The organism is Priestia sp. TRN 1309 (genome assembly GCF_050846875.1).
Taxonomy (GTDB): Bacteria; Bacillota; Bacilli; order Bacillales; family Bacillaceae_H; genus Priestia; species Priestia zanthoxyli.
The window spans coordinates 358,483-378,649 of the sequence record NZ_JBOZGM010000002.1 but is presented as its reverse complement, the minus strand read 5'-3'; the positions used below and the strand labels follow the sequence as shown (position 1 = coordinate 378,649).

24 protein-coding genes are annotated in these 20,167 nt (G+C 40.1%); 6 read left to right on the top strand and 18 right to left on the bottom strand.

Annotation, left to right across the window (positions count from 1 at the left end; translation table 11 throughout):
• Window positions 1-52: 52 nt before the first annotated feature.
• The 3 genes from ACRPLQ_RS09190 to ACRPLQ_RS09180 all read right to left on the bottom strand — a co-directional run bounded on the left by ACRPLQ_RS09190 (window position 53) and on the right by ACRPLQ_RS09180 (window position 3,760).
• Window positions 53-1,486 carry a PLP-dependent aminotransferase family protein gene (locus tag ACRPLQ_RS09190; RefSeq protein WP_033579233.1) on the bottom strand — a complete coding sequence of 478 codons (1,434 nt, stop codon included), beginning with the start codon at window positions 1,484-1,486 and terminating at the stop codon, window positions 53-55.
• A 187-nt stretch (window positions 1,487-1,673) separates the two neighbouring features.
• Window positions 1,674-1,916: a hypothetical protein gene (locus ACRPLQ_RS09185; protein ID WP_165635286.1), complete on the bottom strand. Its 243-nt coding sequence runs from the start codon at window positions 1,914-1,916 to the stop codon at window positions 1,674-1,676.
• 143 nt (window positions 1,917-2,059) lie between these two features.
• Complete coding sequence (locus ACRPLQ_RS09180; protein ID WP_154991219.1) at window positions 2,060-3,760, bottom strand: pyruvate oxidase; 1,701 nt, start codon at window positions 3,758-3,760, stop codon at window positions 2,060-2,062.
• 282 nt (window positions 3,761-4,042) lie between these two features.
• Between ACRPLQ_RS09180 and ACRPLQ_RS09175 the strand changes: the two genes are divergently transcribed.
• Window positions 4,043-4,243, top strand: a complete 201-nt coding sequence (locus tag ACRPLQ_RS09175) for a cold-shock protein (RefSeq protein ID WP_013057408.1) — start codon at window positions 4,043-4,045, stop codon at window positions 4,241-4,243.
• Between the two features lie 195 nt (window positions 4,244-4,438).
• On the opposite strand, the gene yjcZ is transcribed toward ACRPLQ_RS09175, so the two are convergent.
• Window positions 4,439-4,576 carry a sporulation protein YjcZ gene (gene yjcZ, locus ACRPLQ_RS09170; RefSeq protein WP_013057409.1) on the bottom strand — a complete coding sequence of 46 codons (138 nt, stop codon included), beginning with the start codon at window positions 4,574-4,576 and terminating at the stop codon, window positions 4,439-4,441.
• Between the two features lie 266 nt (window positions 4,577-4,842).
• Between yjcZ and ACRPLQ_RS09165 the strand changes: the two genes are divergently transcribed.
• A complete protein-coding gene (locus tag ACRPLQ_RS09165) occupies window positions 4,843-5,079 on the top strand; it encodes a hypothetical protein (protein ID WP_014459745.1) in 237 nt (78 codons plus the stop codon).
• A gap of 28 nt (window positions 5,080-5,107) precedes the next feature.
• On the opposite strand, the gene ACRPLQ_RS09160 is transcribed toward ACRPLQ_RS09165, so the two are convergent.
• The gene (locus ACRPLQ_RS09160; protein ID WP_045292176.1) at window positions 5,108-5,380 is read right to left on the bottom strand and encodes a hypothetical protein; all 273 of its coding nucleotides are present in this window, start codon (window positions 5,378-5,380) and stop codon (window positions 5,108-5,110) included.
• Between the two features lie 142 nt (window positions 5,381-5,522).
• On the bottom strand, window positions 5,523-5,720 hold the full coding sequence (locus ACRPLQ_RS09155; protein ID WP_014459743.1) for a hypothetical protein: 198 nt from the start codon (window positions 5,718-5,720) through the stop codon (window positions 5,523-5,525).
• A gap of 308 nt (window positions 5,721-6,028) precedes the next feature.
• Here ACRPLQ_RS09155 and ACRPLQ_RS09150 point away from each other — a divergent pair, with 308 nt between their 5' ends.
• The gene (locus ACRPLQ_RS09150; protein ID WP_048019146.1) at window positions 6,029-6,811 is read left to right on the top strand and encodes an SDR family oxidoreductase; all 783 of its coding nucleotides are present in this window, start codon (window positions 6,029-6,031) and stop codon (window positions 6,809-6,811) included.
• 16 nt (window positions 6,812-6,827) lie between these two features.
• On the opposite strand, the gene ACRPLQ_RS09145 is transcribed toward ACRPLQ_RS09150, so the two are convergent.
• The 4 genes from ACRPLQ_RS09145 to ACRPLQ_RS09130 form a co-directional block, all read right to left on the bottom strand.
• Complete coding sequence (locus ACRPLQ_RS09145; protein ID WP_028413041.1) at window positions 6,828-7,604, bottom strand: SDR family oxidoreductase; 777 nt, start codon at window positions 7,602-7,604, stop codon at window positions 6,828-6,830.
• A 104-nt stretch (window positions 7,605-7,708) separates the two neighbouring features.
• On the bottom strand, window positions 7,709-8,671 hold the full coding sequence (locus tag ACRPLQ_RS09140) for a quinone oxidoreductase family protein (protein WP_165635289.1): 963 nt from the start codon (window positions 8,669-8,671) through the stop codon (window positions 7,709-7,711).
• A gap of 118 nt (window positions 8,672-8,789) precedes the next feature.
• Entirely contained in the window at window positions 8,790-10,304 is a 1,515-nt protein-coding gene (locus ACRPLQ_RS09135; RefSeq protein WP_432235927.1) for an acetyl-CoA hydrolase/transferase family protein, read from the bottom strand.
• Between the two features lie 131 nt (window positions 10,305-10,435).
• Complete coding sequence (locus ACRPLQ_RS09130; protein WP_014459738.1) at window positions 10,436-11,080, bottom strand: LytTR family DNA-binding domain-containing protein; 645 nt, start codon at window positions 11,078-11,080, stop codon at window positions 10,436-10,438.
• Window positions 11,081-11,238: 158 nt separating this feature from the next.
• Between ACRPLQ_RS09130 and ACRPLQ_RS09125 the strand changes: the two genes are divergently transcribed.
• A complete protein-coding gene (locus ACRPLQ_RS09125) occupies window positions 11,239-11,919 on the top strand; it encodes a DUF421 domain-containing protein (RefSeq protein WP_165635291.1) in 681 nt (226 codons plus the stop codon).
• A gap of 35 nt (window positions 11,920-11,954) precedes the next feature.
• On the opposite strand, the gene ACRPLQ_RS09120 is transcribed toward ACRPLQ_RS09125, so the two are convergent.
• The 5 genes from ACRPLQ_RS09120 to ACRPLQ_RS09100 form a co-directional block, all read right to left on the bottom strand.
• Window positions 11,955-13,442: a DHA2 family efflux MFS transporter permease subunit gene (locus ACRPLQ_RS09120; protein WP_028413037.1), complete on the bottom strand. Its 1,488-nt coding sequence runs from the start codon at window positions 13,440-13,442 to the stop codon at window positions 11,955-11,957.
• Between the two features lie 280 nt (window positions 13,443-13,722).
• On the bottom strand, window positions 13,723-14,280 hold the full coding sequence (locus tag ACRPLQ_RS09115) for a 3D domain-containing protein (protein ID WP_014459735.1): 558 nt from the start codon (window positions 14,278-14,280) through the stop codon (window positions 13,723-13,725).
• A gap of 339 nt (window positions 14,281-14,619) precedes the next feature.
• A complete protein-coding gene (locus ACRPLQ_RS09110; RefSeq protein ID WP_432235926.1) occupies window positions 14,620-14,754 on the bottom strand; it encodes a hypothetical protein in 135 nt (44 codons plus the stop codon).
• Window positions 14,755-14,914: 160 nt separating this feature from the next.
• On the bottom strand, window positions 14,915-15,799 hold the full coding sequence (locus ACRPLQ_RS09105; protein WP_016764472.1) for a superoxide dismutase: 885 nt from the start codon (window positions 15,797-15,799) through the stop codon (window positions 14,915-14,917).
• Between the two features lie 139 nt (window positions 15,800-15,938).
• Complete coding sequence (locus ACRPLQ_RS09100; protein ID WP_155008033.1) at window positions 15,939-16,769, bottom strand: glycosyl transferase family 2; 831 nt, start codon at window positions 16,767-16,769, stop codon at window positions 15,939-15,941.
• A gap of 231 nt (window positions 16,770-17,000) precedes the next feature.
• On the opposite strand from ACRPLQ_RS09100, the gene ACRPLQ_RS09095 reads away from it, so the two are divergent.
• Entirely contained in the window at window positions 17,001-17,666 is a 666-nt protein-coding gene (locus ACRPLQ_RS09095) for a cupin domain-containing protein (RefSeq protein WP_155008032.1), read from the top strand.
• 57 nt (window positions 17,667-17,723) lie between these two features.
• Here ACRPLQ_RS09095 and ACRPLQ_RS09090 read toward each other — a convergent pair whose 3' ends face one another.
• From ACRPLQ_RS09090 to ACRPLQ_RS09080, 3 genes are all read right to left on the bottom strand, one after another.
• On the bottom strand, window positions 17,724-17,951 hold the full coding sequence (locus ACRPLQ_RS09090; protein WP_028413034.1) for a hypothetical protein: 228 nt from the start codon (window positions 17,949-17,951) through the stop codon (window positions 17,724-17,726).
• 64 nt (window positions 17,952-18,015) lie between these two features.
• Complete coding sequence (locus ACRPLQ_RS09085; RefSeq protein ID WP_047750788.1) at window positions 18,016-18,600, bottom strand: hypothetical protein; 585 nt, start codon at window positions 18,598-18,600, stop codon at window positions 18,016-18,018.
• An 84-nt stretch (window positions 18,601-18,684) separates the two neighbouring features.
• Window positions 18,685-19,392 (bottom strand): peptidase E, encoded by a 708-nt coding sequence (locus ACRPLQ_RS09080; RefSeq protein WP_328141874.1) that lies wholly within the window; start codon window positions 19,390-19,392, stop codon window positions 18,685-18,687.
• Between the two features lie 108 nt (window positions 19,393-19,500).
• Between ACRPLQ_RS09080 and ACRPLQ_RS09075 the strand changes: the two genes are divergently transcribed.
• Window positions 19,501-20,004 (top strand): immunoglobulin-like domain-containing protein, encoded by a 504-nt coding sequence (locus ACRPLQ_RS09075; RefSeq protein WP_432235925.1) that lies wholly within the window; start codon window positions 19,501-19,503, stop codon window positions 20,002-20,004.
• Window positions 20,005-20,167: the final 163 nt, after the last annotated feature.

Below are 20,167 nucleotides of genomic sequence, written 5' to 3'. Positions count from 1 at the left end.
TACGAAATAATAAAATAAAACTTTCATCCAGCACGTTTACCTATGTTTATAGCTATTCCAGACTCTCTAGGGCGCTCGCAAATCGTTTAATTCCTTCTCGAATAACCTCTTCTTCCCCTCTGCCAAACGTAAAGCGAATAGCTCCGCTTTGAGAACTCAGCACGCTTCCTGGGACAAAGGCCACTCCTTTTTTAAGCGATTCTTCCAATAGACGATAGTCATCGACCGGCTGATTCACTTTGCACCATAAGTGAATCCCGCCTTGAGGCGAATCGAAAGATACTTTTGATCCAAGCAATTCGTTCAGACTCGACGACAGGGCATACTCTTGCTTTTTGAGCTCTTGTCTAAGCTTTTCAATATGAGAAGAAAACGTAGGAGAATCTAAGAATTGATAAGCAATCCACTGCGGAAAGATGCTATGACCAAAATCAATTTGCTGCTTAGCGTCTGCCAGGCGCTGAATTACTTGCTCCGGCCCCACTATCCAGCCGATTCGAAGGCCTGATGCAACAATTTTAGAAAGCGAGCTGATATAGAGGACGTTTCCGTTCTCGTCCATCGATTTCAGCGTTTGATGTACATTGCCATCAAATGCCGTGAGTGAATAAGGATCATCTTCAATAAGCGGAATGCCGTATTCTGAAGAAAGCTCTAGAAACCGCTTTCGGCGCGCTTCTGATAACACAATACCGGTCGGATTTTGATAGTACGGATTTAAAAAAACCATTCGAATGCGATGCTTTTTATGTAATTCTACTAAGTCGTCCGGGTTGGCTCCATTTTTATCTACAGGCAGTAAAAACGTTCGTAGACCTGCTGATTGAAAAAGTGGCAGTGAATAGCTATAGGATGGATCTTCAATCGCTACTGCATCCCCTGGTTTTAACAAACACTGCACAATCAAATGAAGTGCTTGCTGTGCACCTGATGTAATTAGAATAGAATTGGAGTCAGTGGAGATTTTCCGGTACTCATAAACATGAGCAGCAATAGCATCACGCAAACGTTCATTGCCGTGGGGATGATCATAGCCTAAATGTTCATTAAAAGGCATGCCCGCTAATATTTGCTGAAAATCTTCGCTTGGAAATAAGCTAGGAGCTAACTCTCCGCTGGCTAAGTTCACAAAATCTGTTCGCAAAGCCTCGCTTCTGATTCGCTGTACGAGCGGTAAATTAGGCAAAAATGAACCGTCTTCTACATATCTCCCCCAGTTTGGAATACGTTTTCGGGAAATTCCCCAGATGCTCGAACTCACTCGCGTGCCGCTTCCTTTTTTACGTTCTACGATTCCAAGTGCCTGCAGCTCTTCATAAGCAGCTACTACCGTGCTTCTGTTCACGTTGAGCTCAGCGGCAAGCGTTCGTTCTGATGGCAGCATAGAATCCGGTGGAAAAGCTCCCGATGAAATACAGCTTTCAATATATTCTGCAATTTGTTTATAAATCGCTTTTTTGCTAGCGCGATCTGGTCTCCAGTTCATGCGGCGTCAGTCCTTACATTTAAACTTTCTTAATTAGTAGTTTATCCTTTATCTCTCTTATCTTAAAGCAGTTTTATAAAAAAAGACCATCCAATTCGGTGTTTTTTTGCTCATCCACTTTATCAAAAATTATGATAGTAGCTACTTTTCATTTTTAGGTATTTTAGTTTACATAATAATTTTATAGTTAATCATATTGAATGAATTTCACCATGAAAAAGAGATTGAGACATAACCACACCAGTCCAATCTGAAGACGAACAAATGGGATACATGAGCTCATATGGGTTGCTTGGTACACCACATTTGATTTCCGTGCAAGACTTCGCTTTCCGCGGGCGGCCGGTGAGCCTCCTCGTCGCATACGCTCCTGCGGGGTGTCACCTATTCCGCTTTTCCCGCAGGAGTCTTCGCCTTGCTCTCCAATCAACTGCTAGAAGCAACGAAATACATGAAAACTACATTCACCATGCCAATAAAAAAAACCCAAACGAAGTTGATTCTCCATCAAGAATCTCGATTCATCGTTCGGATCTTTCTTCAACTAAAATACTTTCGTCACAGCCTATTTTTTTATAAAGGCGGTAAATCTAGCTTGCCTTCTTGAAACAATTCTTTCACCATGTGCTTGGCATACCCTGTTGCTTGCCCAAGCGTTATTTTTGCTGGCATAGGCGCTTCGTTTGCATCAACGATTACATCGATAATACACGGTTTATTCTGTCTAACTGCACTTTCAAAAGCAGGCAACAGCTCGTCTTCCTTTTCTACTCGGTAGCCAACACCTCCGCAGATATCTGCATACCTAGCAAAATTCGGGTTTGTTAAATCTGTCCCAAATTCAGCATTTCCCATTACTTCTTGTTCAAATTTAATCATGCCGATTTTATGATTATTAAATAGCACTACGACTAGCGGAAGATTGTATTTAACAGCTGTAATAAAGTCAGCCATTGTCATCGCAAAGCCGCCGTCTCCACACACCGCAAACACCTGCTTCTCGGGATAAGCAACTTTTCCAGCAATTCCGCCCGGCAGCCCGCATCCGAGAGTGGCTAGCCAGCTTGAAATCACAAACTGCTGATTTGTCATCCGAAAATGACGCGCCATCCATACTGTGACGTTTCCTACATCTACAGACAAGACCGCGTTATCATCCGCTACGTGCTGAAGCGCTCGAATCACTCGCTGAGGCTTGATAGGTACACTTTCTTTGGCTTCTTGGGTATCAAGCTGACTCCACCACTTTTTCATACGTTCTTGACTTTGCTCTAAAAACTGGCGATGCTCTGAGCGGCCCACATTTTCTAAAAACCACTGAACCGTTGCTTTCGCTTCTCCTGCAAGCCCCGCATCTACAGGATATCTTTTGCCAATTTGTGCAGGATCAATATCAATATGAATCGTTTTCGCATGGTCTGGCAAAAAGCCTGTAAACGGATAGGACGTCCCAATCATGATGAGCGTATCCGCTTCTTGCATTGCTTCATACGCTGGCTTTGTCCCGATTAATCCAAGTCCTCCGAGACAATATGGATGCTCATCCGGTATTGCGCCTTTTCCAGGAAGCGTAAGGACAATAGGTGCTGCGATTTTTTCTGCAAATGCAAGCAGCTCTTCTCTCATTTCATGTGTGCCTCGACCGGCTAGGATAACCGGGCTTTCCGCTTTACCAATCAAATCTTTTGCTTTTTCAAGATCTTCTCTATGAGGAAAAATGTCTTGTTTGACAATTACGCTTGATGTTTCTCGTGCTTCTGATCCAACTTCGAAACGAGGAATATCATCGGGAATGGTTAGCACAGCCACACCTTTTTTAGCATACGCTGTTCGAATCGCTTGATTAACAACAGTCGGAAGCTGCTCAGCGGACATGATTCGCTGGTTATATACAGCCACATCATCGAACATTCTCTCTAAATTAATTTCTTGAAACGCATCGCTGCCGATGAGATCTGATTCTACTTGCCCTGTAAGTGCTAAAACGGGCGCTTTGTCTAATTTGGCATCATATAAGCCATTTAGTAAATGAATTGCTCCCGGTCCGGCAATAGCCGTGCATACACCGATTTTACCCGTTAGCTTCGCATATGCAGCTGCTGCGAGAGCTCCCGCTTCTTCATGCCTTACTTGAATAAATTTAATTTTATCCTGGGCTTTGCGAAGCGGTTCAATAATTGAATTAATGGAGTCTCCTGGCATGCCGTAAATATGATCAACGCCCCATTCAATTAGCAGTTCAATCAGTTTTTCTCCAGCTTTTTGTTTAAACATATGACTACCCCTTTCTTCTTATATATAGAGATAGTGTGACCTGATACGCTCTTTCTTACTTATTTTCAGCCGTATAATTTTCGTTTTCTTTCGTTAAAGGAAGACAACATCTTCGTTAAATTTTCTTCATTCCTTGCAATTATCATTATCTTTTGCTATTCTATAAGAAGAATTATTTTTGTTCGGCAACAATCGATAGGTGAATACTTTCGTCTTAAAGATTTTGATCATGAGCAAGGATAGTAATACAATGTGTGCATAGCACACGAGGAGGCAACATTCATGGAAAAAGGTACAGTAAAATGGTTTAACGCAGAAAAAGGTTTCGGATTTATCGAACGCGAAAACGGCGACGATGTATTCGTACATTTCTCAGCAATCCAAAGCGAAGGATTCAAATCTTTAGACGAAGGTCAAGCTGTAACATTCGACGTTGAAGAAGGTCAACGCGGACCTCAAGCTGCTAACGTTCAAAAAGCATAAGTAGTAAAAAGACTCTGATTTCAGTCAGAGTCTTTTTTTATGTAGAGCTACGCATAAATTTTTTTAACATGTAGTTTATACACGTTATTATAAATAGTAAACTAAAAGAGTCTCTTCATTCCGAAGAGACCTTTTGTGGAAGAAATAGTTGAAGAAATAAAGTGTGGATGTTGCATCGTCCTCATTTTTTAATAATTAGCACCAGCCGCCGCCGAAGCAAGAAGCGCCGATGATGATTAATAAGATGAAAAGTACAATGATTAAAGCGAAACCGCCGCCGCAGCCACCGCCGCCATAACCACAACCGTATCCGTAACCTCCGTAGTATCCCATGTGTTTCACCTCCATTTGCTATACTTTAAGATATGTGGATTTAGTTAAATTGCTCCTAATAATTCCATAGAACTTTTGAAAATGTTTGTCATACACTAAAATACTGAGCTTCTCAAACAAGTTCCACAAAGTGATAAAATATCTGATTTTATGGGCATTTACTCCTCTTTTCTTTATCTTTTAAAAATGTAATCGCTCCCTTTTTCATGAATGTACAATGCGCTGAATACCTTTAGTTATGTACACTCACACAGGAGGGATTCAATATGTTAACACTCGAAATTTCAAAGCAAATCGTTAAAAACGTCTACCCTATTGTCTTATCGAACCGCAGTAAAATCTTTCAAGAGGAAGTGAGCGTCGCCGCCTTGCAAGACTACTTTGGTCTTGATCATGCCTTTAGCGTATATGCAGCTGCCACCATTATTTATCAGCTAGAAGCTGACGGATATGTATCCAAACCTCTGAAACGCAGCGAATACAAGCGAATTTTGCTCAAATAAAAACAAGCATCCCACAAGGATGCTTGTCTTATTTATAGCTATACCTGTCGAATAATTGCTCGACTCTTTTGTGATAGTCCGCAAGGTAATCAGAGAGCTCCGTTTTGCTCAAATTATTGGCCTGCTCCTCAAATAGTGACAGCAGCGAAATTTTAATCATTTCCATTTCCGTTTCCGAACGATTTTCATTTCGCAAATCTTTTCTTAAATTCCACAGGCTTTGCTCCATTTCATGCTTTAATTGTTCTAGTGAGTGTGGTTCTTCAAATCCGGCACGAATGTCTTTTTTAAATCCACTCATCTTATCACTCCTCGCATTTGCACCTGCTAGATAGTATCTAATGTATACTATACCATAAATAACTATACGAGGCTTAAGCATGCATTTTAAGCAATTGGTCACAAAATAAAAAACATCTCTTTGGATGTCTTTACGTTACTTTTTATCTTACTTCGTCTTCTTCACCTTTTACATATTTAAAAAATGAATCAATCATTTCATTTAAAAAATCATTTCGATCTTCAAAATTCATAATTTCTAAAAACTCCACAATATCCTTATCTAAGCTAATAGAAGCGGGAACATAAGCAGCTGCTTCCCTTCTTTGCGGGAATGGAATCACATTATCTTTCTTCTTCATAAAACACCGTCCTTTTTCTGTGCTTTACTAGTGTAAGCTTTCAAGGAACGATTTGCAAGTCCCTCTGATGTAAAATTTTATATAAACATTCTTCTGAAAAGACAGAGTATATCTTTAGCTACTCAAGCAAGCTCATTTGACCTTAGCCTTTTTCGTGTTCTGGCGTCATATTAATAATTCGCCGCTGTTTTCTCTTTTCCTTTTGGCATCTTTTGGCAAATTTAAACACAAATAGTTTAAAAGAGGTTTTTATTTCCTTCTTATAGGTTAAAGAAAGGAAACAACATTTTTATATGGAGGGGTTACAAATGATTGCATTAACTGGAAAAGTTGCGCTTGTGACGGGAGCGGCATCTGGAATTGGACGCGCTTCAGCCATCACATTAGCTGAACAAGGAGCGCGCGTTGCTCTTTTAGACTTAGAGGAAGAAAAATTACAAGAAGTAAAAGAGACCATCATGGCGAGCGGCGGAGAGTGTATAGCCATTAAAACAGACGTATCTGACTCTGAAAGTATAAAAGAAAGTATCGAAACGATTAGCAGCTTATGGAGTCAATTACATATTGTTTCTATTAACGCAGGCATCAACGGTACGTTTTCTTCTATTGAAGAACTATCACCAGAAGATTGGACAAAAACAATTGATACAAATTTAACGAGTACTTTTTTAACCGTGAAGCATTCTATTCCTTATTTAAAAGCTCAGGGAGGAAGCGTTATTATTACTAGCTCGATTAACGGCAACCGTACATTTTCAAACATCGGCATGAGCGCATACAGTTCCTCAAAGGCTGGCCAAATGGCCTTCGGCAAAATGGCAGCTCTTGAACTTTCTACATACGGAATACGCGTTAACGTTATTTGTCCAGGAGCAGTTGATACAAATATTGAAAGCAATACATTCCGTCAAGAAGACAAATTAAAAGAAGTCGCGATTCCAATTGAATATCCAAACGGCAATCAGCCGCTTGCTAAACGCTCGGCTAAGCCTGAAGAAGTAGCAGATTTAATTTCCTTTTTAGCTTCTGACGCGTCCAAACATATTACCGGAAGTGAAATGTTTATTGACGGCGGAGAATCGCTGCTGTAACGTACAAGCCCCTGCATTATCTGCCAGGGGCTTGTTTTTTGCTTTTATGAACAACGTCTACTCCACCCGAAGCAGATATAATGCTGCCTGTAATCATATCTGAGTTTTCATCACAAAGAAACTCAATAATACGCGCAATGTCTTCTCCCGTACCTGATCGGCCCACAGGCGTTTCCTTGTCTTCTAGTAATCTTGCTTTTATGATATCACTTTCTTTCATGTCTCCTACAATATCTCCGGGACAGACCATATTGGCCGTAATCCCGTATTCGGCTACTTCTAGAGCAAGCGATTTGGTCAGAGAAGCCAGCCCTGACTTAGCGGCACTAAAAGCCGCGCGGTCCATCCATCCAGGGGTATGCTCTACATCTTGAAAACCGTATGTAATAATCCTTCCAAACTGCTGCTTTTTCATAATAGGAACAACAGCTTTAACAAAGTGAAAAACAGAGCTTAAATTCCCTTCCACCATTTCATACCATTCACTGTCTGTGTACTCTATTAATTTCTTTCTTTCAAATACATACGGACCTGCATTATTAATTAAAACATCAATACGTCCAAACCGCTCCATAGCCTGCGCAACGACATATTCAATATCTTCTTTATTTGTTATGTCTCCTTCTACAAACTGTACGTTATCACTATATTGATGCCATTCTTCTTGCAGTTCTCGCACTTTATTTTTATCACTGCGAAAATGGACGGTAACGGAATACTGCTTTTTCAGAAACTGTTCTGTTACTTTTTTGCCAATACCTTTATGACCTGCCGTAATTAATGCATGTTTCATCGACCTTCACCTCTTTTACTCTACTTCTCTACTATATATATTAGACAGCTCCTTGATTTCTCCTTTACTAACGGAAAAAAGCCCTTGACGAAAGGGCTTTTCTTTTACGGTCTTAACAAAATTTTACCTGTACTTTTTCGGCTTTCAAGAAGCTCATGTGCTTTCGCTCCGTCTTTTAAGTCAAATACCACAGGATCGGTTAGCACAAGCTGACCTTTACTGATCCACTCAAACAGCTGCTGTGAGCGTACTTTGCGTTCTTCATAAGATACAAGTACGTTCCACAGATCTCCGCCTGTAAGCGTTTTAGAGGTATCCATCAACATACGCGGATCCACTGGAGCCGGATCGCCTCCTGCCATTCCGTAAAACACTACGGTTCCTCCTGTTTTTACGGCTTCAAAGCTTTTTTCTAGCGTAACCCCTACAGATTCGTAGGCAACATCTGCGCCTCGCTTCGTTACTTCTTTCACTTGTTCCACCCAGTTATCTTCGTATAAAAAGACATGGTCAGCCCCTGCTTGAGCCGCTGCTTTTGCTTTTTCAGAAGATGACGTTAAGCCAATAACCTGTCCGCCTAACAGCTTAGAAATTTGAACTAAAAGCTGCCCTACACCTCCAGCAGCTGCGTGAACAAGTACATAATCACCCGGCTGAATGCTGTAGCTGTCTTGTGTTAAATAGTGAGCCGTTAACCCTTGCAAAAGCACAGAAGCAGCTGCATCAAACGAAATATCTTCAGGTACAGCAATTATTTTATCCTGTGGCACGGCAACAAGCTCTGCATTTGCAAAAGGAACGTCAGCAAACGCAATGCGGTCTCCTACGTTAACGTGACTTACTTCTGCTCCTACTTCTTCTACCACACCTGCTCCTTCATATCCTAAAATATATGGAGGTGTACCCGTTAAGTGATAGTTCCCTTTTCTTCGGTAAACATCCGCAAAATTAAGTCCAATTGCTTTTGTTCTTACTAGTACATCTGTTGGTCCAATAGAGGGATTCGGTATATCTTGATAGTGAAGAACGTCAGGTCCTCCAAATCTTTCAAATACTAATGCTTTCATATATAAGTTACCTCGTTTTCTTTATGTATTCCCTTTCATCGTAATTCAACGAGATAACAAACACAAGTTTCTTACTCAGCAAAAAACGCTTTGTCTCCTCATGAGACAAAGCGTTCTTTTACTTTGTTTGCGCTACAACTTCTCGCATTGTTCCATTTTTTTGATAAGACGTATGAAAAGAAAAGGCTTTTTCAAGAACGTGCGGTGTTTGGCCGCCTCGCGTGAGCGCTTCTTCGTAATACGCCATAAGCTGATCGCGATACATTGGGTGGGCACAATTTTCAATAATGCGTTTTGCTCGTTCTCTTGGAGCGAGTCCGCGTAAGTCTGCGTATCCTTGCTCTGTTACAATGACATCCACATCGTGTTCCGTATGATCAACGTGCGAAACAAACGGCACTATGCTTGAAATATCACCGTTTTTAGCAATGGATTTTGTTACAAAAATACCAAGGCGCGCATTTCGGGCAAAATCTCCTGAGCCTCCGATTCCGTTCATCATTTTTGTTCCCATCACATGTGTGGAATTGACGTTTCCGTAAATATCTAGTTCTAGCGCGGTATTAATTGAAATCAGCCCTAAACGACGAATGATCTCGGGATGGTTGGAAATTTCCTGCGGACGAAGAATAAGTTTACCTCGATAGGCTTCAAAATTCGAGAAAACTTGTTTCATTTTATCTGCTGAAAGCGTAATTGAGCAGCAGGAAGCAAACGTAACTTTTCCTGCGTCAAATAAATCAAACACGGCGTCCTGCAATACTTCGGAATATACTTCTAAATCATGAAACTCAGAATCTAACAAACCGTGGAAAACGGCATTTGCCACGGATCCAATTCCAGATTGTAAAGGAGCAAGCGATTCAGTTAATCGCCCTTCTTTAATTTCTTGGCGTAAAAATGAAATCAAATTTTGAGCCATCACAACCGTTTCTTCGTCAGGTGCTACAATTGTAGACGGTGAATCTAGCTGATTTGTAAACACAATACCCTTTACTTTATCTAAATCAATTGGTATGCCTAACGAACCAATACGATCATCGGATTTTTTCAAAGGAATTGCATCTCGCTTTCCTTGAGCGCCCGGATCATACAGATCGTGAATACCTTCTAACAGCTCTGGCTGCGCTGTGTTTATTTCAATAATAATTGATTTTGCATGCTCGGCAAACACCATTGAATTGCCGATTGACGTTGTTGGAATCATCATTCCGTCACCTGAGATAGAAATCGCTTCCAAAATAGCGAAATCTATTGAATCTAACACGCCTGAACGCACCCATTCAGAAGTATGCGATAAATGCTGGTCAATAAACTGAAATTCACCTTCATTAATTTTTTTACGCATCGTCGAATCCGCTTGAAACGGCAGGCGTTTGTTTAACATACCTTTTTCTGCAAATAGCTTATCCACATCTGACCCAAGTGAAGCACCGGTATACACGCTGACTTTTATTGCCTCAGTTTCCGCTCGTTTCGCTAGCGCAAACGGCACAGCTTTGACATCGCCCGCGCGTGTAAAACCGCTTAGACCAAGCGTCATTCCATCTCGAATCCAAGACGCTGCTTCTTCAGCAGAGACAACGCGATTCTGTAATGCTTCATGCTTAATTCGATTACGTACGTTTTCCATTCTCTTCACTCCTTGTTTTTGCTCTTTTTACCATTTTACTGTAAAGAAAGCGTCCACAAGAGTTTTTGGAATGAAATGGACAAAAATAGCGACAAAACAGCATATTTGATGATAATGAAGCTAAATGACGGTTAAAACCCAAGCAGCTTTCGAAAATAACTGGCGTACGACTGACTGACCGGAATTTTTTCTCCATTGTTCATCACTAATAAAAAGGTTGAATGTGTATCAGGGTAAATTTCTTGAATTTGCGTCACATTGACGATAAAGGAACGATGACAGCGCACAAACTCTTCTTTTGGAAGCACATAATCAAATTCATTTAACGTGTATTTATGCGTACCCGTATACTTCTGTGCGTACACATAGGTTTTTCGGTCACGCGCTTCTACGTAGATGATTTTTGAGAAAGGAACCGGTATCCATCCTTCGTTCACCTTTAACGTCACAACTGACTTTCCGCTCGTTAACGCAGGAAAAATCGCCGTTACGCATCCTTGAACATCTCCTTCATCTAAAAAAGGCACGGCCATGCCGTAGTAAGGTGTGCCGAACACGTCTCGGTGAATAAATTCCGATACTTTTTGCTTTCGTTCTAATGCTTTATATGTAATCGTTCCTTTTTTTATTTGATCTCCAGGGCTGATTTTCAAATTAATTCGTTTGCTTGCTCGGTAATACACGTACGTTTCTAGATCTGAAACGGCAATCGACGCTTCATCGGAGAACAATTCACTGATAACATCTAGTAGGGCTGAGGCTTTAAATGGTTTCATGGTTTCACCTTCTTTTGTCTAGTTAAACACGTTGCTTCTTTATTGTAGCGCAAAAGCAAAAGCGATTGGGAGACAAGCATGGAATTTATCCTTTTAACTGCATAAAATTTCTATTTTTTCACAACATAAAACAATGAAATGAAGGAAGGGTGAAATGTATGGGCTATGCTGAATCGACGTTTCGAATCGCCTGTTCATTTTTTGTGCTGCTTCTTTTAACGCGGCTCATGGGAAAAACAGAAATCAGCCAGTTAAATGTATTTACATTTATTACAGCAATTACGATTGGTAATATCGCTTCTTCCCTCTCCACCGATGAGCGAGTGGAGATTGATAAAGGGGTTTATTCACTGCTAGGTTGGACATTTTTAACGATCGCTATGGGCTATCTTGGAATGAAATCGAAAAAAGCGCGGCATCTTATTACCGGTGAGCCTAAAATTGTAATTAAGCAAGGGAAAGTGATGGAAAAGGCATTAAAACAAGTCCGGCTAGATATTGAATCTCTTTTAGGCATGCTGAGGCAGCAAAACGTATTTTCCATAAAAGATGTCGAATACGCCATATTAGAAATCAATGGAAATCTTTCCGTTATGCAAAAACAAGATAAAAAGCCAAACGCGTGGTCAAAAACGCTTTTATTTCCCACTTCAACCGGCGTTATTTACGACGGAAAAGCGAATGAAGATGCGTTGAAGGACCTGCACGTAGATCATAACTGGCTGCATAAGCAGCTCGAAAAAGCCGGAGTCAAATCAATTGATGACGTCTTTTATGCTGAGGTTCAGTCGGACGGATCGCTTTATATTGACTATAAAAAAGATAAATTTAACTCATAAAAAAAATCCGTACCATATAAGGCACGGATTTTTTATTAGCTTGCTTTTTTTACACGATTTGTAATGGTATCTTCTTTTGGTGATGTTTTGCGAATAAAGAAGGCTAAAACAAACGCGATCACACTTAAAATCGTTGCGATCATAAACGCATCGTTAATACCCATTGCTGTACCTTGATTCACAGCTTCAGCCATACTGCCTTTATCTGTCGGCAAAATTTGCTGATTCGTTACGATGTTTTTCACGTGTTTTTCACCTTGATTCATCATAATGGATACAAAGAACGCCATTCCTACAGCTCCGGCAACCATTCGAAGCGTATTAACCATCGCGGTACCGTATTTATTTAAGCTAAGCGCAAGCTCATTTAATCCAGCTGTAAAGATCGGCATCATAAGCAGTGACATCCCAAACATACGAACAGTATAGACAATCATGACATACATAAATGTTGTGGTTGTTTCAAGCTTTGTTAATTCATATGTTGTCACAACGGTAATTGCTAAACCAATAACAGCAAGCCATCTTGCGCCGAACTTATCAAACAGCCTTCCTGTAATCGGAGACATAATCCCCATTACAATTCCCCCAGGAAGTAGCAGCAAGCCTGAAAGAAATGGTGAAAAGCCGCGTACATTTTGCATATAAATCGGCATTAAAATCATACCTGAAAACATTGCCATCGTCACAATTACGTTAATAATTGTTGTCAGCGTGAACATACGGTAACGGAAAATACGGAATTCAAGAAGCGGCTGATCAATTTTTAACTGACGGAAAATAAAGAACAGAATCGAAATACCGCCTACAATAAACATGGCTAACACTTCGGTGCTGGTCCACCCCTTTGTACCGCCCGTAGCGAACGCATAAAGCAAGCCGCCAAATCCAATTGTTGATAAAATAACGCCAAGCACGTCTAGCTTAGGTCGGCTTGTTTCCGTTACGTTTTTCACTAAAATAATAGCCGCAATTACGTTGATAAGTGCAATTGGAAACATCATAAAAAATAAAACACGCCATGAGTAGTGCTCAACGATTAAACCAGAAAGTGTCGGCCCTACTGCCGGTGCGAAGTTCATCGCTACTCCAAAAATCCCCATCGCAAAACCGCGTCGGTCAGGCGGGAATAACGTGAAAATAACGTTTGTAATTAACGGAAATAAAATTCCCGCTCCTGCAGCTTGCACGACGCGTCCCACTAAAATAACAGAAAATGTCGGTGCGATACCGCAAAGGAGTGTTCCTACTGTAAACAGACCCATTGCTGTAATATACAGCTGCCTTGTCGTAAATCGATTCATTAAAAATGCTGTAATTGGAATAACAATTCCGTTTACTAACATAAAGATGGTTGTTAACCAGTTCCCCGTAGCCGCCGTTACATGGAAATGATCCATCATTTGCGGAAGCGCAATGTTAATTAGCGTTTGATTTAAAAAAGCGACGAGCGCTCCCATTATCATTACGCCAAAAATAGACCGAGTTCGCGCTTGATCGGACTGTTGTGTTTGTGTATTCATTTTAACAAGACCTTTCCCTTTTAAAATTATCTGTATGTAAATCTTCAGATGACAAACAGTTTAAGAATATAGTTTATGTGTTCATTCTATTAATTTATGTCACGAATATTTAATGAACTTAATTATATACCGGATAAATATATCCGTTTCCGAAATATTTGTCAACAAATATGATCATTTTCGTAAAACTTTTCCATCAGTATATATAAAGTAGCATGCCCTTTAATGAAGAAAAAAATGAGAGCCTTTCAACGAAGGCTCTCATTTCTTTAAGGAATACTTATTTTAAGATTTGAACTTTTACTGTTTTTCTTCCCCATTTTAACGCTTCTTTTTGAGAAGGAAGAAGAACATCAATTTTATTTCCTTTAATCGCACCGCCTGTATCAGCTGCGATTGCCGTGCCATAACCTTCTACGTATACTTTTGAACCAAGCTTAATCACTTTTGGATCGACAGAAATCACTTTTTGATTTGGATTCTTTTTCAAATCGATTCCAATCGCCGTTTTTCCGCTGCAGCCTTTGCAGTTCGCTGTGTACGCTGTTGCTGTTACTTTAAATTCTTTCACCACGTTTGAAGACTTCGCAGGCGCTGCTTTAGCAGGCGTGCTTGATTTTACTTGAGATACTTTTAATACTTGTTTCGGATGAATGCTGTCTGACTTTAAGTTATTCCACTGTTTCAGCTGACTAACCGATACTTTATATGTCTTTGCAATTTTGTATAGCGAATCTCCGCTTTTTACTGTATATGTATTTGTTGCAGCTGATGCACCACTTGCCACACCGAACAGTGACATTAGAACTAAACTGAACGTAATCATTGTCTTTTTCATGTAATTGATTTCCCCTTTATCTACCAATACATAAAAAATAACACATGAATATTACAGTTATATTTCAGTAACATGTCAATAGTTTGATAGTTTAGTTACAGTAAAAATAAAGATTCTTCCTTTTAAACTAGTAAATTAATCACCTTTACTCTTCAAAAACATACATATTTAGGAATATAACGGTGCTTTTACACACGTTGATATTAGATTATTTCATTTGTAACATTTAACTGGTTCTAGAGGCTTATACTTTTTTTATATTGGTTGTTTAGAACATAGTTTATTTAAAAATAAATAAATGCGTTAAAGTAGCTAAAGGAGCTTAATATAAATCACTTTTTACACCGCAGTTAATTTCCGTGCAAGACTTCGCTTTCCGCGGGTGGCCGATGAGCCTCCACGTCGCTTGCGCTCCTGCGGGGTCTCATCTATTCCACTATTTCTACAGGAGTCTTCGTCTTGCTCTCCAATCAACTGCTAGAAGCGTATACATATATCAACCGCCATAACAATAAAAAATCCGAACGCGTTGGATTCTCCATCAAGAATCTCAATTCATCGTTCGGATTTCCCTTCAACTAAAATGCTTTTATCATAGCCTTTTTATTTGAAATTAAAATACCTGCAATACTTGTTAATACGGCTGCCACTGAAGCATTCTAGCTGCCTCAAACCTTTTTTCTACATTCGGCCAGTAAACGATTTTCCACCAATTATCAACGTATGGATCACGTTCATTTTTGTACTGTAAATAATATGCGTGTTCCCATACGTCTAATACAAGAAGCGGAATCGTATCCCACTGCGTGAGAAGCTGATGGCGCTCAGCTTGCAGAACTTCAAGCTTTCGCGAACGCGGCGACCATACTAAGATTGCCCAGCCAACACCTTCGACTTTTTTAGCGGCTTGAGAAAAGTGCATCATAAACTTCTCATAGCTGCCAAAGTCTTTTTGAAGCTGCTGCAGCAGCTGTCGTCTCGGTCGTCCTCCTCCTTCTGGACTCATAATCTCCCAAAAGATTGTGTGTAAGTAATGACCGGAGCCATGAAAAGAAGCTTCCCGTTCCCAATGTTTTATGAGGTCAAAATTGTTTGTGTTACGGGCTTGCTGCAGCATGAGCTCTGCTTTATTTAATCCATCGACATAGCTTTGGTGATGCTTGCTGTGATGAAGACGCATAATTTCCCGGTTAATATACGGTTCAAGAGCTGAATAGCTATAGCCAAGCGGCGGCAGCTCGTGCTGTCCCGGCGCTATCGATTCTCGCTCCCTGCCATCGTCTCCAAGCCGCTCTTTTAAAACTTTATCAATATGCCGCACTGCATTATTGATTTCTTCTAACGTATATTCGTTGACATCTTCTTCGCTTAAATATTCAAGAACGTCTTCTTGCGTGCGCGTTATATATGACGTTATATCTACTTCTGTAATGGCTTCTTCAAATACAGGATCACATACTTGTTCAAGCCAGGTCTGAACTTCCATCAAGTATCTTTTTCTCTCATCTTGATCGGCCATACTTCCCCTCCTTACACCTCATCTTCACTATCATATTCAAAAGAAAAAGCAACATAACTTCCTACTTGTATCTATTGAGGTAGAAAATTCGACATAAAAAAGCAAGAGCTCCTTAAAGGATAAACTCTTGCCTTTTTTCTTATATCTTCTTCGCCATATTCACATAATCAATCGTTTCTTGCTTACTAACAGCTGCGTGCTTCAACTTCGGGTTATAATAGAGCTCCACTTTTATATTATTAATTTCACAGCCGTCTGGCATATCCTGCAAATCCGTTAGAAACGGCAGCAAGTGATTGTTCATATCGTATTCAAACGCCCCGTTTTGCAAGTAATACACCTTTGGCACATAGTTAATATGGCGAAAAAACTTCACTACGTTAATTCGCTCACCGTATGAGGCGATCACTTCATCTTCTGTGAGGTTAGGATAAGATAAATTAAACACCTGTTGAACCGGTGTTTTTAGCCATTTGGTTAAGCAAGTCTGCGGATTATTGACAAGCGCTTTTGCTCCTTTTACGTACCCCGCTAAAAACATTGACATAAAGCCGCCGCCCGAAGATCCGTAAAATAGCACATTAGACGAACTCACCTGTACTTTTTTCATGAACTTTTCAATTAAAACCGCAATGTCTTTTAAATAAAAACGGTCGCTTGTCCCTTGCCCCCACGCAAGCGACACCTTTCCTAAATAAAGCGTAGGATCGTTATAATAAATAATTGAATCTTGGAATTCATTCATCCACGAATGGCGCTGAAAATATGGAGGACCTGCCGGCATTTCTTGACTTGCTCCTCCTCCTGAACCAAACACAAGCAAATGAGAAGACTCTTTTTTCAGCCTTACTAAAAACTCAAACAGCACTCCGTTCCACTCGACTCCTACTAAAATGGGCTTATCAAACGGCAGCTGAAGTTCATCCAGCTTTTCATACGTACTAGTTATCTTTTCATATTGATCAAGCAACAGCTCTGCAACTCACTTTCCTTAAAATGATCCGTCTTATGCGTCTGACATTGATCATGGCTCTGTAAAAAAAGAACCTGTTACAGTGTATGAAAATCAGTGGACAAATGTTTGTACACGTTATCAAAAATAGGCCTTACCTACATATCCTCCTAGGCTTCTGTCACGAAATAAAACTCTCTACATACGATACAGCATCATAAAAAATTCAAGGATAGGAGCTGGAGACCCTTGTCAACGCCCTATATGGATTACAATAATCCAAACGTACAATACTTTTCTGATGTGAACAAAAACAGACTTAATACGCGAAACGATCAAAATTACATTAACCGATTGGGCCGGGATGTGCTCAACACATTAGGAAATGTATCATTACTTGATATTTACTTAAGCAAAAGCCGCGTAGTCGAACCGCACTATCACCAAAATGCCGCTGAGCTTGTCTACTGCATTTCAGGCTCAGCCGTCGTTTCATTAATCGATCCGTTTAACAACGAAGTCACAAATATTCCGATTACTCCCGGTCAAGTAGCCAATATCCCTCAAGGCTGGTGGCACTGGGAAATTGCGTCTGAAGACAATACGCATTTACTTGCCATTTTTGACGCCCCTTACCCGGAATATATTTTTGGATCGGACATTTTAAATAAAACGCCTATTGAAGTCCTTGCTCACACGTACTGCTTAGATCCGGAGCAGCTAAAGGAAACGCTGGCTCCGCTAAAAAATCAAACCATCGTGATTGGACCAACGGACGAATGCGGAGAAAAAGAACACTATAAAAAGAAAAAACAAGTAGGCCCTGTACACCACCAGCAGCCTACTTATACGTATCCTCCGCCTCAAAATCCTTATTACTCTCCTCAAAATCCCTATCACTATCGATATTGGTAGAGACAAAAAAAACCCGCTGCCAGTGCAACGGGGTTTTTTAACGAATACATAACGTTATTAATCTGTATATGTACTGTGAAAAGCGGCTTCAATATATGCAACTTGGAAATGATAATGTCCAATTAAATATTTCACAATGTCCACTTGATCGATTTTGCCAGGCTTATCGACCATCGCTTCTTTCACCATTTTTTCAAATGTACCTTGATCAAATTGTTCTTCATGAATAACAATTGTTTCAGAGTACGTTTCGCCTTGCCCTTCTGAAATGCGGTAGTAATACAATTTCTTCACCTCAATTTATATTAAATGTATGTATACCCTTAACTACTCATTTTAAAACATTTTTTCAGCGTTCTTTTTCTACTTTACGATAGGCTGCGGCTTTTGCTTTTACGAGCAGCCTTGTAACCCAATACGCTACTAACGTTATTCCTATATCAATCAGAAAAATATAAAACAAGCTCATTCCTTTTCCTGAATCAATAAATTTAAAATGGTGTTCAAGAGGGGCTAGCCCAAATGAAAAAACAGCGCTCAGCAGAATTGTATACAGATAAAAATTCTTTTGGTGATTCGTACAATATTGATAAAGCAGCAGAAAGCCTACCGGCAAAATAGAAGCGGTAATATTCGTTGCGTTCGGAAGCAGCGGCGTTAAAAAAAACGTGTGCGTTAAATGACCGCTTCTCCCAAGTGCAATATCAATATATGCCCAGAGCATGTGCACTGTGTAACCGAAGAAAAACACCTCAAAGATCCTCGTCCGATCTACGGTAAAATACAACAACACAAGAGGAAGAACGAGCGAAGCAAGCACCACCCAAAACTGCCAGTTTCCAAAATCTGAATACTGATGCCAATACGACGATAATAACTCCTGCAGCTTATCGCTTTGTTCATGTATGTTTCCCCAGTATCGTTCATAACTCACTGAAGTAACCTCCTATATAGAGTCTCTGCTTATATATGTACGAATAAGCTCCATTTTATACAGAGAAACATGGGAAGCGGCCATTTATTGCTTGTGATCACCCAAATAGGTCACCAGGAGTTCACGTTCAATGATTTTGCTCGCTTTTCGATCAACAGCGTACGCTTTTGCTGTAGACCTTGAGCTAACTGACGCGGATAGCTTCTCATCTTTAAAATGCAGCGCGACTCCGTCATCTACAGCGTAGCCTTCTTTCATTTCCCCGCTTGCCATTAACTCATGATACGAAGGTCTTCGATTGCTTTCTCCGTCGTAGTGAGGACAGTTGCTGCCCGTTAAAAATCCTAAACAGTCGATTTTAGACAGGTTATTGTTCATTGAATCGGTGACGCCTTCTTCAAACCAGCAAAGTGAACCTGCGCTTATTCCTGCTAAGATTATTCCTTTTTTATAAGCTTCTTTTAGAATTGTATCAAGTCCCCACTCTTTCCATAAAGAAAGCATATTCCTTGTATTACCGCCGCCTACATACAAAATGTCGTGCTGCAGCACATATGCTTTTAAATCTATAAAGTTTGGTGAAAACAGCGATAAATGAGACGGTGTACATACCAACTTCTCAAACGCTTCATAAAACCTTTCTATGTAATTATCGGCATCTCCGCTGGCTGTAGGGATAAAACAGATTTTCGGCACATCTATATGAGCTTGTGAAAGTATGTATTGATCCAGAAGCAAGTTATCCGGCTCCATCGAAAAACCTCCGCCGCCCATGGCTATAATTTGTCTCATTTCAATCATTCCTTTCAAAAAAGTGATATAGGAAATGTAAATTCATACTATTTCAAACAAGAAGTTTTCCGTATAATGGAAGAGTGATAAAAAGGTGGTGCAAAGCTCTTGAAAATAGTACGAACACTTTTACTAATACTAGGCATTTTTATTATCTTGTTTTGTATCTTTGGCTATATCGATTATAACGGTCAAAAAATGGAACTTGGAGCCAAACAAGAAAAAAACATTCCTTCTTCCATTAACACTGACGGGGGAACTATTACGCTATCTGCTATCAGTAAAAAATACGATAAAACGCAGCTTGGCTTTTTTGTTATTCAAAACAATTCGACGCATACCTTAACGATTCCTTATGAAAATACGGCGGATCACTTAAAAGACGGAAAGTGGTACGAAGTTGTGCTAAACGGATTGGAGTTTCCTGATAAAACTGTCACGCTGAAGCCAGGGAAATCACTCAAATTAGATATCGCAACTCCTAACTACAAAGTAGGAAAATATCGTTTTGTTCAACACTTTAAAGATGAAAACGGAAAAGAGTATGTACTAGCGGCTCCTTTTGAAATCGTTTGGCCGAGTCTTAAAAATGTTCTCGGACAGTTTGATTAAAGGTAAAAAGAGAGATTTAGAAATACCGAAATTTATCTCACTTAAAGACGAACAAATCGGGTGAATGATTAGTATGAATTGCTTGTTACCCCGCTGTTGATTTCCGTGCAAGACTTCGCTTTCCGCGGGCGGCCGGTGAGCCTCCTCGTCGCTTTCGCTCCTG